This window comes from Azospirillum sp. TSO22-1, from assembly GCF_003116015.1.
Taxonomy (GTDB): Bacteria; Pseudomonadota; Alphaproteobacteria; order Azospirillales; family Azospirillaceae; genus Azospirillum.
The window spans coordinates 79,455-94,456 of record NZ_LGQZ01000079.1; the positions used below are offsets into that span (position 1 = coordinate 79,455).

Here is a 15,002-nt window from a genome sequence, read left to right on the forward strand (position 1 = left end):
GTCATAATCATGGCGTCAGGGGCGCGGCCGCACGTCGGTGGCGACCGTGAAGAAGTCCATGCGCTGGGTGATCTCCAGGTCGTGGCGCATCGCCCACAGCAGCGGGTCGAAGAACAGCGGGATGATCGCCACATCCTCCGCGATCAGCCGGGCCGCCGTGCGCAGCCGCTCCTCGCGCGCGTCGCGGTCGACGGTGCCGAGCGCCTCGACCGCCAGCCCGTCCAGCGCCCGGTTGGCGTAGCGGCCGAAGTTCACGGTGCCGGTGCCGCCGGCGCGGTCGTGGGTCATCAGCACGTCGCGCAGCGGCTGCCCCAGCTCGCCCGATGTCGTCGCCCAGCCGGAGATGAGGACGCCGAACTCCCGGCTGGCACGCCGCTCCGCGTAGGCCTTGCCGACCGCGCCATCGACCGTGACCCGCAGCCCGATGGCGCCGAGCATCTGCTCCAGCGCCTCGATCAGCGCGCGGCGCGAACCCAGGCCGAGGAACCGCACCTCGAAGCCGTCGGGATAGCCGGCCTCGGCGAGCAGGCGGCGCGCCTTCTCCGGGTCGTGGTCGGGCAGCGGCAGCGTCGGGTCGTGGCCGACGAGGCCGGGCGGCACCATCTGCCCGGCCGCGGCGCCGAATCCGCCCAGCACACGCTCCGCCAGCGCCGGCCGGCTGATCGCCAGCGACAGCGCTTCGCGCACGCGGTGGTCCTTGAACGGGTTGCGGCCGTTGGTGCCGGCGATGTACGGCGGCGGCTCGCGCTCCTGGTCCACCTGCATGTACCAGAGCAGCGCCGACTCCGCCTGCACGACGCGGACGCTCGGCCAGGACTTCAGGAAGTCCAGCGTCTCGACGGCGACGCGGTCGATGATGTCCGACTCGCCGGCGATGACCGAGCGGATGCGCGCCACCTCGTCGGCGATGGTCCGGATGGACACGGCCGACCACGCCGGCCGGACGCCCCAGTAGGCGTCGTTGCGCACGAAGCGGCTCACGCCGTCGCGCTGGAACGACGCCAGCCGGAACGGGCCGGTGCCGACAGCCTCGCTGCCGTCGTCGAAGCGCTCCTGTGGCGCCCAGGCGGCGCCGGTGCAGCCCTCCGGATGGAAGACCGGCTCGGCGCCGGCGGGCGCGCGGACGATGGCGATCTGGCCGAGGCCCGAGGGGATGCCGGGGTCGGGATCGTGGGTGCGGACGACGATGGTGCCGGGATCGGGCGCCGTCACCTCCTCGACACCGCGCAGGGAGCCCTTGAACGGGACCGCGCCGCCGGGCAGGACGCGCACGCGGCACAGGCTGTACAGCACGTCGCGGGCGGTGAAGGCGCTGCCGTCGTGGAACGTCACGCCCGAACGCAGCGTGAACTCCCACCGCCGGTCGTCGAGCATGCGCCAAGCGGTCGCCAGCCGCGGCACCGGCTGCAGGCGGGCATCGCGCTCCACCAGCGGCTCGAAGGCGTGGCGGGAGAAGCTGTTGTGGGAACGCAGGTTGTCGCGCTGCGGGTCGGCGGTGCTGACCTCCTCCGACAGGGCGATGCGCAGCTCCTGTGCCCGTGCCACGGCGGGCAGGGACAGCACCGACAGGGCCAATGCGGACAGGGCGGCGAGGGGCTTCGCGAGACCCGACGGCGACATCCTCCCTCCGCAACCACGTTGATCCATCGGTGCAGTATATGTGCTGCCGAAGGGGTTGGCGACGGGGACGATGGGGGGAGGATGCCGGACGTCCTACGACTCCGCCGCCAGCACCGCGCGCACCGCGTCCGGGGCCATGACGTTGACCGGCGGACAGCGCTTCACGTCGCGGCCCTGGCAGCCGTCCAGCAGCGTCCGGCACATCGGCACCGGCGGGGTGGTGCCGCCGAACTCCCGCTCGGCGCGGGCGATGGCGATGGCCTGCGCGGTGGCGCGCAGGTCGGCCAGCGACTGGCCGGTGGTGCGGGCGGCGACGCGGTGGGCGACCTCCTCCAGGCGGCGGTGCTCCTGGAGATAGCGCTGCCGCTCCTTGCGGTACGCCGCGTCGTTCTCGAAGTCGGCGTAGGCGCAGCGCTCCAGCTTCAGCGGGATCGCCGGCAGCAGGCGGGTGACCTCCTCGGCGTCGCGGGCGACGGACTTCATGGGCGCGGCCGGCGGCGTGGTGCCGCAGGCCGCCAGGGTGGCCGCCACCGCGGCCACCGTCAGGATGCGGATCATCGCCCGCTCAGCGGCCGGCCAGCGCGCCGGTCAGGCGGGTGCGGATGGCGGCGACGGCGCACTGCAGCGGCCGGTCGTCCTCCGGCTTCGGCGCGCCCGACATCGACACGTCCGGGCACAGGTCCTCCATCCGCCAGCTGCGCGGCGCGGGCGGGGCCTTGGCGTCCGGGTCGCAGGTCGCGGGGTCGGGGTGCGTCTCCTCGGCGTTGGCGGCGCTGGGCGGGGCGCCCGGCGGCGGCGGCGGGCCGGCCGGCCGGATCTCCAGGTTCGGCGAGATGCCGAAGCAGTCCACCAGCCCGCCCGACGGCCGGAAGTAGCGCGCCGTGGTCAGCCGGATGCCGACCTCGCCCGACAGCGAGGAGATGGTCTGGACCGATCCCTTGCCGTAGCTGCGCACGCCGAACAGCAGGGCGCGGTTGTGGTCCTGCAGCGCGCCGGCGACGATCTCCGAGGCCGAGGCGGAGCCACTGTTGACCAGCACCACCAGCGGCAGGCCCGGCAGCAGGTCGCCCGGCGTGCCGCTGTAGCGGCGGTTCTCGTCCGGGTCGCGGCCGCGGACGGAGACGATTTCCACCGCCTCCAGGAAGCGGTCGGCGACGTTGACCGCCTGGTCGAGCAGGCCGCCCGGGTTGTTGCGCAGGTCGATGACGGCGCCGGCCAGCTTGCCGGCGGTCTGTCGGCGCATGTCCTCCACCGCCTCGTCCAGGCTGTGCGCGGTCTGCTGGTTGAAGGCGGCGATGCGGATGTAGGCGACGTCGCCCTCCAGGCGGTAGCGCACCGGCTGGATCTTCACCACCGCGCGGGTCAGCGACACCCGCAGCGGCGCGTTGGCGCTGGTGCGCTGCAGCGTCAGCGCCACCGAGGTGCCGACCGGGCCGCGCATGCGGGCCACCGCATCGCGCAGGTTCATGCCCTTCACCTGCGTCTCGTCGATGCGGGCGATCAGGTCGCCGGTGCGCAGGCCGGCGCGGGCGGCGGGGGAGCCGTCGATCGGGCTGACCACGCGGACCAACCCCGATTCGTCGTCCATGGTGACCTCGATGCCGAGGCCGCCGAACTCGCCCTGCGTCTGCTCGCGCATGTAGCGGAAATGTTCGGAGTCGAGGAAGCTCGAATAGGGGTCGAGCGAGGTGAGCATGACGTCGAGCGCGCTTTCGGTCAGCGCGCGGTCGCCGGCGGACGGGTCTTCCTTCTTCTTCTTCTGCAGGCCCTGGACGGCCTTGTCGACCAGCACCTGCGGGTCGAACGGCTTGACGTGCTCGGTCAGCACGCGGCGCATCACGTCGGCGAACAGGATGTAGTTGCGGTCGGAGGTGCTGGGCAGCGTGCCGCTGGGGCGGACCTTGGCGTATTCGTGCCGGTAGCGGTCCAGCGCGGCGCCGACGTCGGCGCGGCTGGCCGGCGCCACCGCGCACGCCGTGCCGGAGCCCACCAACAGCATCACCAGCGCCACCAGCAGCTTCCCCATCCTGCGCCCCTCTCGGCTCACCGGCTCCGCCGGCCTCATGCTGGTCATCGACGTCATCGCACCACGTGGTTCGTCCGGGTCGCACCAGGGCCGGAGACACACGGGTGCGCCGCGGCGACGCACCGGGGCCCCGGCGACCCGCCGGAAAGGTAGCATGGCGCGCCGCCGATCACAAATTGACCAGGGCTTGGCCGCGTTTCCGTACCAGACATGGGGTCGGGACGCGCGGTTTGCCCGGCGCGTCGTATCGAATCACGCGAAATCGGCGGAAATGCGGCGCTCAGTAGGCGCCGCGGCCGGACACCATCACCCTTACCGTGCGCAGCAGGATGGCCACGTCGCCCCAGAAGCTCCAGCCGAAGGCGTAGGCGGTGTCGAGCTGCACGCGCCGGCCATAGTCCACGTCGTTGCGGCCGCTGACCTGCCACAGGCCGGTCAGGCCGGGCCGGCACTGCGTGTAGACGGCGTAGCAGACGCGGTAGCGCGCGACCTCGTCGTCGACGATCGGGCGCGGGCCGACGAGGCTCATCTCACCCCTCAGCACGTTGAGGAGCTGCGGCAGCTCGTCCAGGCTGGTGCGGCGCAGGAAGCGGCCGATCCGGGTGACGCGCGGGTCGTCCTTCAGCTTGTGGGTCGCCGCCCACTCGGCGCGGGCGGCCGGGTCGCGCTTCAGCAGCTCCTCGAACACCTCGTGGGCGTCGACGACCATGGAGCGGAACTTCCAGCAGGTGAAGGTCCGCCCGTCGGCGCCGATCCGCCGGTGGCCGAACACCACCGGGCCGCGGTCCATCCCGACCAGCAGCGCGATCAGCAGCATCGGCGCCGCGAACACCAGCAGCAGCGCCAGCGCCCCCGCCACATCCATCGTCCGCTTCAGCCGGTTGGCGTGCAGCGGGCGCGGCGGCGCCGAGGGAAGGCCGGCCAGCCGTAGGGTGTGCAGCGTCGCCATCGCATCCTCGCCTTCATCGGGGCCGTCATCCGGGACGCCGCGTTCAACAGGCCGGGCGGGATTCCGGAACGCCGGAGACGCGGATCATCGGAGAGGCGGAGCGCATCCGGATGACCGCGACGGGGGAGGGCTAGCAAATCCGGGGGAGCTGCTCGCCGCTCAGCCAGTCGACGATCCGCTTGCCGCCGAAGCGGGTTTCCATCTGGACGAAGTGGTGCGCGTCCTCGTGCACCGTGCCGATGGCGGCGGCGTCGCGGCCCAGCGGGTGGGCGCGCATGATGGACAGCAGGCGCCCGGCGTCCGCGGGCGCGCAGATGGCGATCAGCTTGCCCTCGTTGGCGACGTAGAGCGGGTCGAGGCCGAGCAGCTCGCACGCCGCCGCCACCTCGCCGCGCAGCGGTACGTCGGCCTCGCGGATCAGCATGCCGACGCCCGACTGGTTGGCGATCTCGTTCAGCGTGGTGGCCAGCCCGCCGCGCGTCGGGTCGCGCAGCACGCGCACGTCCGGCACCGCGGCCACCATGGCGGCGACCAGCGTGTGCAGCGCCGCGCTGTCGGAGACGACGGCGGTCTCGAAGGTCAGGTTTTCGCGGGTGGACATGATGGCGACGCCGTGGTCGCCCATGGTGCCGCTGACCAGGATGACGTCGCCGGGCCGGGCGCGGTCGCCGGAGGGGGCCACGCCGGCCGGCACCACGCCGATGCCGGTGGTGGTGATGAAGACGCCGTCGCCCTTGCCGCGCTCCACCACCTTGGTGTCGCCTGTGACCACCGGCACGCCGGCGTCGCGCGACGCCGCGGCCATGGAGTCGACGATCCGCTTGAGGTCGGCGAGGGGGAAGCCCTCCTCCAGGATGAAGCCGGCGGTGAGGTAGAGCGGCCGGGCGCCGGCCATCGCCACGTCGTTCACCGTGCCGTGCACCGCCAGCGAGCCGATGTCGCCGCCCGGGAAGAACAGCGGCGAGACGACGAAGCCGTCGGTGCTCACCACCATGCGCCCGGCCGGCGCGTCGAACGCCGCCTGGTCGTTCTGCTGGTCGAGAAACGGGTTGGCGAAGGCCGCGGCGAACAGGTCGCGCACCAGCTGCGCCATCGCCTTGCCGCCCGAGCCGTGGCTCATGTCCACGGCCCCGGCGGCGAGGTCGAGCTTGCGGGTGAACAGGCGGCTCATGCGCCGGCCTCCGCGGTCACGCCCGCTTCCGCCAGCAGCGCCAGCGTCTTCTCCGCCTCGGCGCGGTCGAGGCGGGTGAGCGCGTAGCCGACGTGGACGATCACGTAGTCTTCCACCTCCACCCCCTCGACGAGCGCCAGCGACACCGGCATGGTCACGCCGCCGAGGTTCACGGTGGCGCGGTCGTCGTCCAGGAGGGCCACCACGCGGGCGGGTACGGCCAGGCACATCGCTTCACGTCTCCATCACACTGAGCGCCCCGACCCAGGCCTGGCCGAGGCTGAGGGCGCCGTCGTTGGCCGGGGCGCGGCGCGGCAGCAGCGCCGTGACTCCGCGCGCCGCGAAGGCCGTCACCAGCCCTTCGGCCAGCACGCCGTTCATCAGGCAGCCACCGGACAGCGCGATGCGGTCGAGGCGGCGCGCCGCCAGTTCCGGCATCGCCCAGTCCACCAGCGCCGCGGTCAGGGTGCCATGAAACAGGTCGGCACCATCAGCCGCATTGACCTGCAACAATCGTTCGAGCAGCGGCGCGAGGTCGAGCACGCCGCCGGCCACGCGCCACGCGCCGTCGGCGACCGTCGGCGCGCACACCAGGGATTCCAGCACCATCGGCGCCTCGCCCTCGAAGCCGGCCACCGCCCGCACGCCGAGCAGGCCGCAGGCGGCGTCGAACCAGCGTCCACAGGAAGTGGTCGGCGGCGCGTTGAAGCCGGTCTCGATCATCCGCCGCACGCCCTCGGCCGGGCCGTGCGTTTTGAAGCGGGCGGCGATCTCGTCGGCGCGGCCGAGATGGGCGAGCGCCGCCGCCGCCATGCGCCAGGGCTGGCGCGCCGCCGCGTCGCCGCCGGGCTGGACGAGCGGCGCGAGGTGGCCGATACGTTGGAACCGTGGGCCTTCGACCAGCAGCATCTCGCCGCCCCAGGCGCCGCCGTCCGTGCCCAGGCCGAAGCCGTCGAGTGCGAGGCCGAGCGCCGGGCCGGTGACGCCGTGCTCGGCCAGCACCGCGGCGACGTGGGCGTGGTGGTGCTGCACCGGGACGGCGGGCAGGCCGAGGCGCTCGGCGAAGCGGGTGCTCTGAAAGTCGGGGTGGAGGTCGTGGGCGACGGCGATGGGCTCCACCTCCAGGATGTGCAGGAGGTGGGCGACGGTCTCCTCCAGGAAGCCGACGGTCGCGGCGTTGTCGAGGTCGCCGACGTGCTGCGACAGGAACGCCTCCGCGCCGCGGGTGACGCAGACGGTGGCCTTGAGGTGGCCGCCGACCGCGAGGATCGGCGGCACCGCGTGGGGCAGGTGGACCGGCACCGGCACGAAGCCGCGGGCGCGGCGCAGGAAGGCCGGGGCGCCGGCCAGGACGCGCACGACGGAGTCGTCGGCGCGCACCACGATGTCGCGGTCGTGGTCGACGATCAGGTCGGCGATGCCGGCGAGGCGGCGGTGCGCCTCCTCGTTGCCGATGGCCAGCGGCTCGCCGCCGGGGTTGGCCGAGGTCATCACCAGGGTGAGCGGCTGCGGCCCGGCCAGCCACGCGGTGCCGTCGGGGCGGCCGGCGGCCTCGTGGAACAGCAGGTAATGCAGCGGCGTGTAGGGCAGCATGACGCCGAGCCACGCGAGGTCGGGGGCGATCTGCGGTGCCAGCTCCTGCCCCCACCCTGACCCTCCCCCGCTGGGCGGGGGAGGGAAATTGAGCCCCTTCCCCCGCCCAGCGGGGGAAGGTTGGGATGGGGGCACGTCGCGCCGTTTCAGCAGCGCCACCGGCCGCGCCGGCCCTTCCAGCAGCGCGCGCTCTGCCTCGCTCACCTCCACGAACCGCTTCGCCGACGTGGTGTTGGCGACCATGATGGCGAACGGCTTGTCGTTGCGCTGCTTCAACCGGCGCAGGCGGTCCACCGCCGCGTGGTCGGTGGCGTCGCAGGCGAGGTGGAAGCCGCCCAGGCCCTTCAGCGCGACGATCTTCCCCGACAGCAGCGCCGCCAGGATCTCCTCCACCGGGTGCGACAGGCGCGGGCCGCAGGCGGGGCAGGCGGTGGGCTGGGCGTGGAAGCGGCGGTCGGCGGGGTCGTGGTACTCGGCGGCGCAGGCGTCGCACAGCGGGAAGCCGGCCATCGACGTCTGCGGCCGGTCGTACGGCAGCCGGCGGGTGATGGTGAAGCGCGGGCCACAGTGGGTGCAGGTCAGGAACGGGTAACGGTGCCGGCGGTCGGCCGGGTCGAACAGCTCGGCGAGGCAGGCCGGGCAGACCGCGGCGTCGGCGGTGACCGCGGTGGTGACGCGCTGCGTCGGGTCGCTGGCGCGGATGGCGAACTCCGCCTCGCCGGGGACGGGCGGGACCTCCTGCGGCTCCACCGCGTCGACGCGGGCGAGCGGCGGGAACTGCGCGGGCAGGGCGGCGAGGAAGCCGGCGGCGTCCGGCCCCTGCACCTCCAGCAGCACGCCCTCGCCGTCGTTCAGCACCCAGCCGGTCAGGCCGTATGCGCGGGCCAGCGCGTGGACGTAGGGGCGGAAGCCCACCCCCTGCACCTGGCCGCGGACCCGGACGCGCAGGCGGGCGGATGATACCGGATGAAACGCTATGAAACGCTCGTCAGGGGTTGGTTTCATCCGCGCAAGCGTCGCCTGGGGCACCGGGACGGACAGGTTATCATAGGACATTAGTCCTTTTCCAGTGTTTGCTTCGCGCGGCCCTGCTACCGCCGCGCCTTCGCCAGCCCGGCGTCGATCCAGGCGTACCACGCCTCCAGCCCCTCCCCGGAGGTGGCGGAGACCGGCAGCACCTCCAGGCTCGGCTTGATCTGGCGGGCGTAGGCGATCATGCGCTCGACGTCGAAGGTCAGGTGCGGCAGCAGGTCCACCTTGGTGACCAGCAGCAGGTCGGCGGCGGCGAACATGTTCGGGTACTTGAGCGGCTTGTCCTCGCCCTCGGTCACCGACAGCACCACCACCTTGTGCGCCTCGCCCAGGTCGAAGCCGACCGGGCAGACGAGGTTGCCGACGTTCTCGATGAACAGCACGCCGTTCTCCGGTGTGCCGAGCCGGCCCAGCGCCTGCGTCACCATCTGGGCGTCGAGGTGGCAGCCCTTGCCGGTGTTGATCTGGATGGCCGGGGCGCCGGTGGCGCGGATGCGGTCGGCGTCGAAGCTGGTCTGCTGGTCGCCCTCGATCACCGCCACCGGGAAACGGCCCTTCAGGTCGGTCAGCGTGCGCGCCAGCAGCGTCGTCTTGCCCGACCCGGGGCTGGACATGAGGTTGAGGACGAAGGCCCCCCGGGCGGCGAACAGCTGGCGGTTCACCGCCGCGAAGCTGTCGTTCTTGGCGAGGATGTCCTGCTCGATCTGCACCAGCCGGGTCTGGCTCATGCCCGGCACCTCGGTGCCCGCCGGGCCGCGGCCGAGGTCGATCACGCCGTCGTCGTGGTGGTGATGGTGCCCGTGCCCGTGGTGATGATCGTGGTGCTCGTGGTGGCCGTGGCGGATCACCGTGCCGTCGGGCAGCACGTGCTCGTGGTCGCCATGATCGTGATGATGATGGCCATGGTCATGCCCATGGTCATGATGGTGATCGTGGTGGTGATGGCCCTCGACCTTCGTCTCGCCGTCGCCGCAACCGCAGACCGTGCACATCACTCGACCTCCAAATCCTTGACGCGCATTTCCTCGCCGCCGGTGACGATCAGCTGGTGGCCGTCGCAGCGCGGGCACGGGTCGAAGCGCTGCGCCAGCGGCACCGTCGCCTCGCACACCATGCAGAAAGCCTGGCCGGGTGGCCGTTCGATCTCCAGCACCGCACCTTCCGCCAGCGTGCCGCGGCTGGCCGCGTCGAAGCCGAACTCTAGCGCCTGCGGCTCCACGTGGGAAAGCGTGCCGATGGCCAGACGGATGGTCTTGACCGTGCGGAAGCCCTGCTGTTCCGCCTGTTCGCGGCACAACTCGATGATGCTCCGACACAGGGCCATCTCGTGCATGCGGGCTCCGTCAGGCGGGAAGGGCGGTGTGGGGGACATAGCCGTCGGCCAGCGCCGCGACGGCGGACGGCGGCGTCAGCAGGCGGGCAGTGCCGGACGGGCGCGGCCGGCGCTCGCCGTAACCGCCGGGCGTCCAGGCGTGCAGCGCGCCGCCGTGCAGCAGCCACGCGGTGTCCGGCGCCCCGGGCAGCGCGACCATCGCGCCGTCGGGCAGGGTATCGAGGGCGGCGGCGTGTTCGGCGAGGCGTTCGGCGTGCAGGCGGGCGTCCAGCTCGGGAGCGCGCGGCGGGGCGGGCAGGCCGTTGCCGTGCGCCCAGTGGCGGCGGAAGCGCTCGAAGTCGGCGCGGCGGCACAGCGCGCAGGGGCGGTGCCCGGCGGCGAACGCCGTCGCCTCGTCGAGGAAGAACAGCTGCGTATACAGCCCCGGCCCGGACAGCGGCAGCGGCGTGGCGCGCGGGTAGTCGAGGCGGCAGCAGATCCAGGCGCGCACGCCCCAGCGCCGCGCGCCGATGCGGTCGGAGCGCCCCGTCAGGCAGCCGCGGTTGCCCAGGAAGGCCCCGCGCGCGGGCGTCGCGATGAAGGCGCCGAACGGGGTGACGCGGTTGTTGCGGGGCATGCCGGTCAGCCCTCCCGCCCGATGTCGATGGCGAAGGCCACGCACGGGTCGAGCGCGGCCACCAGCAGCCCGGCGCGCTCCGGCAGATCGGCGTCGGCGGGCGCACCGGCGAGGCCGCGCGCGAGCGGGCCGTCGGGGTGGAAGTTCCACTCGGTGGGCGCCACGGTGCGGTAATCGGCGATGCGCCCCTGCTCCAGCCGCACCCAGTGCGCCAGCCGGCCGCGCGCCGTCTCCACCACGCCGGCGCCTTCGCCGGGCGGGGTGCGCTCGACGCCGGGGCCGGCGGGCGGCACCTCCTCGGCCAGTTCGGCGATGCGGGCGGGGAGCCCGGCCAGCTCGGCCAGCCGCGCGACGGCGTGAGCGGCGAGGCCGGGACCGAAGCGTTCCAGGATCTCGGCCACCGGCGGCCGGTCGGCGATGCGGGCAAGCGGGCCGGTGTAGGCCGGCGCGCCGTCGTCGTGCGGGCGGGCGCCGAAAGCGGGATCGGCGGCGAGGCGGCGGGCGAACCAGTCCGCCGGCCGGTCGGCCAGCGGGGCGACGGCGCAGGCGCCGAAGCCCGGCGCGCCGAGCGCGCGGCGCAGCAGCCGGGCGGCCGGCGTCAGGCCCTGCTCGGCCCAGGCGGCGAGGCCGTCGATCTCCACCGGGAAGGGCACGCCGCCCAGCACCGTCTGCGCGACATGGGCGTCCAGCCGGGCGGCGGCGACGGCCAGGGCTTCGCGGTTCGGCTGCAGGGCGCCGCCGCCGGGGCGCAGGTGGTCGCGCGCCGGGTAGAGCGCCGGCAGGATGCCCGCGGTCACCGCGCGCAGGGTGGCGAGGTGCTGGGTGTCCGGCGGCTCGCCCAGGCGGTGCGGGCCGTCCATGAAGACGTTCCAGGCGTGGCTGGCCAGGGTCTCGGCCAGTACCAGCAGGCTGCGCGCCGTGCGGTGCGCCGGGGCCGGTTCGAGGCCGAGCGCCGCCTCGCACGCCGACAGCGCCGCCACCCCCTGCGCCATGCCGCACACGCTGAACAGCAGCGGCATCAGGCGCAGCGCTTCGGCCACGGTCTTGCCGCGCAGCGCGGCGGCGACGTCGGTGGGGCGGTGCACGGCGACGTGCGCGGCGCGGACCGTGCCGCCGGAGACCGTCAGGCGGACGGCGACGCTGCCTTCGAGCCCGCCGCTCATCCCCGTCCGCCGAACAGCGCGCGGCGCGAGCGCGGCGGCTTCGCCGGCTTGGCGCCGACCGGCGGCGGGGTGGGGGGCAGGGTGGGTTCCGGAATCTCCGGCGGCTCGTCGGGCGCCTTCGGCACCAGCAGCGCGTCGAGGGCGGCGTGCGCGGCCTCGCGGGCGTCGTCCTGGCCGCGCAGCACGGTCATGTCGGACACCGCGGAAATGACCGCCAGCGTGCCGAGCGCGCCGACGCGCGCCGCCTTGAAGGCGAAGGCGCCGGCCGGCAGGGTCTCCACCGTCCGATCGCCGTCGCTCAGCGCCATCCAGCGCGCCGGGTCGTGCGGGATCAGCACGGCGTTCAGCGTCCACGGCGCGATCAGCACGCCGAGCCAGGCGAAGCCCCCATCGGACAGATCGATGTCATGGAAGCCGACGGCCTCGACCTCCAAAGCGGTGTTGCAGACCGACAGGCCCTTCATGTCGGTGTCGGCGACGACGCGGTGGGCGGCGACCAGCGCGTCGACGCGTTCCCGCATCGGGTCGGCGCCGGGCGTGGCGGGGAAGAAGCCGTGCTGCGGCCCGCCGCAGCCGGGGCAGCGCCAGTGCGCCGGCAGCCGGCCGAAGCTGACGCCGGGCGGCACCTCGCGCAGAAGGTCGCCCTTGCGCCCGTCGTAGGCGGTGCCGCAGGCGCCGCAGCGCAGCGTCTCGTCGAGGGCGAAGCCGGCGCTGGTCATGGGGTAGCCTCGCGGGCGGCGATCAGGTCGGCGAACAGGTGGTCGGTGTTCTCGCCGCGCGCCGACAGCAGGATGGCGTCGAGCGCGTCGTTGAGCGGCGCGACCTCATCCTCCTCCAACTCGCGCACGGCGTTGCTCAGGTGCACCAGCACCCAGCCACCGGCCGGCACCTCGCCGACCAGCAGCAGGTTGACCATGCGCTCCTCGCCCCGCCCGGCGCAGCGGGCGAGGATTCCGTCGGTCTCCAGGACCTGCATGGGGATGCCGAGACACATCGTTGGTCGTTCCGGGATGGTGTGGGAAAGCCTCGGGTTTGCGGCGGTCCGCCGCATTGATGTGGGTCAACGGTGGCGGGGCTTAAGCCCGCCGCACGATGTGCAGGAAGCCGGACACCTCGTTGCTCAGCTTCTGGCTCTCCCCCAGCAGCGCCTGCGCGGCGCCGAGCAGTTCCTCGGCGTTGGCGCCGGTTTCCTGCGCCTGGCGGGAGACGCCGTCGATGCTGCCGGTCACCGCGCGGGTGCCGCTGGACGCCTGCTGGACGTTGCGGGCGATCTCGTTGGTGGCGGCGCCCTGCTGCTCCACCGCGGCGGCGACCGTCGTGGTGATTTCGCTGATGCGGCGGATCGTGTCGACGATGCCGGAGATGGCGCCGACCGCGCGCTGCGTCTCGCCCTGGATGGCGCCGACCTGGGCCTGGATGTCCTCGGTGGCCTTGGCGGTCTGGTTGGCGAGGTTCTTCACCTCCGAGGCGACGACCGCGAAGCCCTTGCCGGCCTCGCCCGCCCGCGCCGCCTCGATGGTGGCGTTCAGCGCCAGCAGGTTGGTCTGGCTGGCGATCGAGTTGATCAGGCTCACCACCTCGCCGATGCGGTTGGCGGCGTCGGCGAGGCCCTGCACGGTCTCGTTGGTGGTCTGCGCCTCGCCGACCGCGCGGTCGGCGACCGAGCTGGCCTCGCCGACGTGGCGGCTGATCTCGCCGATGGAGGCGGTCAGCTCCTCGGCCGCCGCGGCGACCGTCTCGACGTTGGCGGAGGCGAGCTGCGAGGCCGACGACACGGTGCCGACCGCCGCCTGCGTCTCCTCGGCGGAGCGCGACAGGCGCTCGGCGTTGCCGCGCATGCGGGTGGCGCTGTCGGACACCGCCCGCACCACCACGTCGATGCTGCCGGCGAAGCTCTGGGTGGCGCGGTCGATCTCGGCGCGGCGGCGGGCCTGCTCGGCCTCGGCCTCGCGCTGGCGGCGCTCGGCCTCCTCGGCCTGCTGGAGCGAGTCCTTGAAGCCGGACACCGTGCGGGCCATCACGCCGATCTCGTCGCCGCGCTCGGTGTCGGTGACGGTGGCGGCGTAGTCCCGGCGGCCCAGCGCGCCCATCACGTCGGACAGCCGGTGCACCGCGTCCATCTGCCGGCGGACGTACAGGTAGGTCAGCGCGCACAGCGCGACGCCGATGAGCAGCGCCACGCCGGCGATGCGCCAGCCGAGCGCGCCGACCATGGCGTAGAAGTCGGACGACTTCATGCCCACCGCGATGGCGCCCAGCGCCTTGCCCTGGGCGTCCCTCAGCGGTTCGTAGGAAACCAGATACTTGGTGCCGAGCACGTCCGATTCGCCGAGGAACGGCACGCCGCGCTGCATCACCTGGTCGTGGATCGCCGGCAGCATCTTGGTTCCCAGCGCGCGGGAGCCGTCGGCGGCGAACACCGTGGTGGCGATGCGGCTGTCGCCGCGGAAGATGGTGGAGGTGATGCCGAGGATGCGCTTCAGGCTGTCCACCAGCCCGAAATTGCCGTCCAGCGTGCGGCCGCCGACGCTCAGCTTGCCGTCGACCAGCGCGTACGGTTCGTTCTTCGGGTTCAGAAGTTCGAGGGCGACCTTCATGTTCATGTCCTGCCGCTCGATCTCCTGCTGCTTGAGCTGGCTGGAGACGAAGTACAGGGCGATGAAGACGATGGCGGCGCAGCTGATGAGCGTGCCGACGATGTTCAGGGCGACCAGCTTCTGCGCGAGGGTCAGCCGGTTGAGAAGGCGAGCCATGCGAAACTCCCGATGGATGCGCTGGTGCTACCAGACGTTTTTCTGCTTGGGGCGGGAGTATCTCTTGAATTGGTAAGGGAAAGGTTTCCGCGCCTGACGCTTGCGGTCGCAGACTTTCAGCGGGGCGCCGGTTCGACGCCGAGGGCGCGCAGCTCGTCCAGCACCATCCGCACCAGGTCCGGCACCTTGGCGGCGACTTCCGGCGTGAGGTCGAGGGTGATCCGCATGCCGGCCGGGACGCAGCCGATGACGACGGTGCTCTCCGGCCCCTCGCCCTGCAGGCGCAGCGTGGCCAGCAGGTCGGACAGGCCGACCTGGTGCGGCGACAGCTTTCCCTTGAAGAAGGCGGGCACCGCGTCGCCCTCCAGGCGGACCAGCGTGGTGGGCGGCGCGCCGGTCTTCACCGCGTCCACCACGACCATGTGCCGGTGGCTGGCGATGATGTCCAGCATGTCCATGCCGCAGGTGCCGCCGTCTACCAGCGACACATGATCCGGGAAGGTCCAGCCCTGTTCTAGGGCCTCCACCACCCGCACGCCGATGCCTTCGTCCTGCATCAGGATGTTGCCGAGACCGAGGACGAGGATGGGGGAGTTCATAAGGGTCCGTTAGCTTGGAAGCGTGCCTGTACGAGCCCCCACCCTGACCCTCCCCCGCTGGGCGGGGGAGGGGATTGAGGGATGGCGGCGGAACTCCCTCCCCCGCCCAGCGGGGGAGGGTTTGGGGTGGGGGTAGAGCCTTCCCGT

15 protein-coding genes are annotated in these 15,002 nt (G+C 73.1%); all 15 read right to left on the reverse strand.

Features of this window, described 5'->3' with window-relative positions:
* Positions 1-15: 15 nt before the first annotated feature.
* The 15 genes from TSO221_RS20745 to TSO221_RS20815 all read right to left on the reverse strand — a co-directional run bounded on the left by TSO221_RS20745 (position 16) and on the right by TSO221_RS20815 (position 14,855).
* A complete protein-coding gene (locus TSO221_RS20745; RefSeq protein ID WP_158284161.1) occupies positions 16-1,620 on the reverse strand; it encodes an ABC transporter substrate-binding protein in 1,605 nt (534 codons plus the stop codon).
* Positions 1,621-1,713: 93 nt separating this feature from the next.
* Positions 1,714-2,178 carry a hypothetical protein gene (locus TSO221_RS20750; protein WP_109120425.1) on the reverse strand — a complete coding sequence of 155 codons (465 nt, stop codon included), beginning with the start codon at positions 2,176-2,178 and terminating at the stop codon, positions 1,714-1,716.
* A 7-nt stretch (positions 2,179-2,185) separates the two neighbouring features.
* On the reverse strand, positions 2,186-3,646 hold the full coding sequence (locus tag TSO221_RS20755) for a S41 family peptidase (RefSeq protein ID WP_109120426.1): 1,461 nt from the start codon (positions 3,644-3,646) through the stop codon (positions 2,186-2,188).
* Positions 3,647-3,926: 280 nt separating this feature from the next.
* Positions 3,927-4,595: a sugar transferase gene (locus tag TSO221_RS20760; protein ID WP_109120427.1), complete on the reverse strand. Its 669-nt coding sequence runs from the start codon at positions 4,593-4,595 to the stop codon at positions 3,927-3,929.
* Between the two features lie 130 nt (positions 4,596-4,725).
* On the reverse strand, positions 4,726-5,766 hold the full coding sequence (gene hypE, locus TSO221_RS20765) for a hydrogenase expression/formation protein HypE (protein ID WP_109120428.1): 1,041 nt from the start codon (positions 5,764-5,766) through the stop codon (positions 4,726-4,728).
* Positions 5,763-5,996, reverse strand: coding sequence for a HypC/HybG/HupF family hydrogenase formation chaperone (locus tag TSO221_RS20770; protein ID WP_109120429.1), 234 nt, complete (start codon positions 5,994-5,996; stop codon positions 5,763-5,765). Before TSO221_RS20770 ends, hypE begins: the two co-directional genes overlap by 4 nt.
* A 4-nt stretch (positions 5,997-6,000) precedes the next feature.
* Positions 6,001-8,364 (reverse strand): carbamoyltransferase HypF, encoded by a 2,364-nt coding sequence (locus tag TSO221_RS20775; protein WP_109120503.1) that lies wholly within the window; start codon positions 8,362-8,364, stop codon positions 6,001-6,003.
* Positions 8,365-8,450: 86 nt separating this feature from the next.
* Positions 8,451-9,383 carry a hydrogenase nickel incorporation protein HypB gene (hypB, locus tag TSO221_RS20780; RefSeq protein WP_109120430.1) on the reverse strand — a complete coding sequence of 311 codons (933 nt, stop codon included), beginning with the start codon at positions 9,381-9,383 and terminating at the stop codon, positions 8,451-8,453.
* The gene (hypA, locus tag TSO221_RS20785; RefSeq protein ID WP_109120431.1) at positions 9,383-9,724 is read right to left on the reverse strand and encodes a hydrogenase maturation nickel metallochaperone HypA; all 342 of its coding nucleotides are present in this window, start codon (positions 9,722-9,724) and stop codon (positions 9,383-9,385) included. Before hypA ends, hypB begins: the two co-directional genes overlap by 1 nt.
* A 10-nt stretch (positions 9,725-9,734) precedes the next feature.
* Positions 9,735-10,340, reverse strand: coding sequence for a hypothetical protein (locus TSO221_RS20790; protein ID WP_109120432.1), 606 nt, complete (start codon positions 10,338-10,340; stop codon positions 9,735-9,737).
* Between the two features lie 5 nt (positions 10,341-10,345).
* Positions 10,346-11,503, reverse strand: a complete 1,158-nt coding sequence (locus tag TSO221_RS20795) for a nickel-dependent hydrogenase large subunit (RefSeq protein ID WP_109120433.1) — start codon at positions 11,501-11,503, stop codon at positions 10,346-10,348.
* Positions 11,500-12,222 carry a [NiFe]-hydrogenase assembly chaperone HybE gene (gene hybE, locus TSO221_RS20800; RefSeq protein WP_109120434.1) on the reverse strand — a complete coding sequence of 241 codons (723 nt, stop codon included), beginning with the start codon at positions 12,220-12,222 and terminating at the stop codon, positions 11,500-11,502. The genes TSO221_RS20795 and hybE overlap by 4 nt, the downstream gene beginning before the upstream one ends.
* Complete coding sequence (locus tag TSO221_RS20805) at positions 12,219-12,497, reverse strand: HypC/HybG/HupF family hydrogenase formation chaperone (RefSeq protein WP_109120435.1); 279 nt, start codon at positions 12,495-12,497, stop codon at positions 12,219-12,221. The genes hybE and TSO221_RS20805 overlap by 4 nt, the downstream gene beginning before the upstream one ends.
* Before the next feature lie 82 nt (positions 12,498-12,579).
* A complete protein-coding gene (locus TSO221_RS20810; protein ID WP_109120436.1) occupies positions 12,580-14,256 on the reverse strand; it encodes a methyl-accepting chemotaxis protein in 1,677 nt (558 codons plus the stop codon).
* A gap of 116 nt (positions 14,257-14,372) precedes the next feature.
* On the reverse strand, positions 14,373-14,855 hold the full coding sequence (locus TSO221_RS20815; RefSeq protein ID WP_109120437.1) for a HyaD/HybD family hydrogenase maturation endopeptidase: 483 nt from the start codon (positions 14,853-14,855) through the stop codon (positions 14,373-14,375).
* Between the last annotated feature and the right edge of the window lie 147 nt (positions 14,856-15,002).